This is a genomic window from Streptococcus pseudopneumoniae, from assembly GCF_001074565.1.
Classification (GTDB): Bacteria; Bacillota; Bacilli; order Lactobacillales; family Streptococcaceae; genus Streptococcus; species Streptococcus pseudopneumoniae_J.
Window position 1 is genome coordinate 1 of sequence record NZ_JUQX01000002.1, and the last position, 1,437, is coordinate 1,437.

The 1,437-nt window shown below is 36.0% G+C and carries 1 protein-coding gene; it reads left to right on the plus strand.

Translation table 11 applies throughout. From position 1 onward, the window contains the following. Window positions 1-57: 57 nt before the first annotated feature. Window positions 58-1,406, plus strand: a protein-coding gene (locus ADI74_RS10640; protein WP_152906297.1) for an IS3 family transposase whose coding sequence is annotated in 2 segments (ribosomal slippage) — window positions 58-490 and window positions 490-1,406 — 1,350 coding nt in all. Because the reading frame shifts where the segments join, the coding sequence is not laid out codon by codon here. Window positions 1,407-1,437 lie beyond the last annotated feature (31 nt).

Consider the following 1,437-nt stretch of genomic DNA (forward strand, 5'->3'; position numbering starts at 1 on the left):
TGAACTGCACCCCAAAAGTTAGACAGAAAAAAATCTAACTTTTGGGGTGTTTTTATTATGAAATTAACTTATAAAGATAAAGTTCAGATCTATGAACTTAGAAAACAAGGGCGAAGCTTCAAAGAGCTTTCAAATATATTTGGGATAAAAATTCCCAATCTTCAGTACATGATTAAATTGATTGATCGTTATGGAATAGAAATCGTCAAAAAAGGAAAGAATTGTTACTATTCACCTGAACTAAAACAAGAGATCATTGATAAAGTTCTACTTGAAGGTCGTTCACAAATAAGGGTGTCTCTAGATTATGCTCTTCCAAGTGTTGGAATGTTGCCTAATTGGATAGCACAATATAAGAAAAACGGGTATACTATTGTTGAGAAAACAAGAGGGAGACCGCCTAAAATGGGACGTAAACCAAAGAAGAGACCCGAAGAGATGACAGAGCTAGAGCGACTTCAGGAAGAATTAGAATATTTGAGAGCGGAGAATGCCATTCTAAAAAAGTTGAGAGAACTCCGATTGAGGGACGAAAAGGATCAAGAAGAAAAGCAGAAATTGTTCAAGGATTAGTAACAGAGTTTGCCTTAGAGATTCTTCTAAAGATTATTAAGCTAGCTCGTTCAACCTATTATTACCAGCTAAAGCAACTAGATAAAAGCGATAAAAATCATGATATTAAGGCTGAAATTCAAGCTATTTTTACTGAGCATAAAGGAAATTATGGTTACCGCCGAATAACACTCGAATTAAGGAATCGTGGTTTTGTAGTGAACCATAAAAAGGTCCAACGTCTGATGAAGGCTCTTGGTTTAAGTGCTCGAATTCGTCGTAAACGTAAGTATTATTCATATCAAGGAGAAGTTGGCAAGAAAGCAGATAACCTTATTCAACGCCAGTTTGAAGCAGCCAAACCAATGGAAAAGTGCTATACAGATGTGACAGAGTTTGCCATTCCAGCAAGCAGTCAAAAGCTCTACTTATCATCAGTTTTAGATGGCTTTAATAGCGAAATTATCGCTTATCATCTTTCTACGTCACCGAATTTGATACAAGTGAAAGCTATGCTGGAGCAGGCATTTACAGAGGAACATTACACAAATACCATCCTCCATAGTGATCAAGGATGGCAGTATCAACATCAGTATTATCATCGTTTTTTAGAGGATAAAGGAATCCAACCGTCCATGTCACGTAAAGGAAACAGTCCAGATAACGGTATGATGGAGTCCTTCTTTGGTATTCTTAAGTCTGAGATGTTTTATGGTTATGAGAAGTCGTTTAAATCACTTGAGCAATTGGAACAAGCTATTGTAGACTATATTGATTACTACAATAATAAACGGATTAAGGTAAAACTAAAAGGACTTAGCCCTGTGCAATACAGAACTAAATCCTTTGGATAAATTAATTGTCTAACTTTTTGGGGTCAGTACA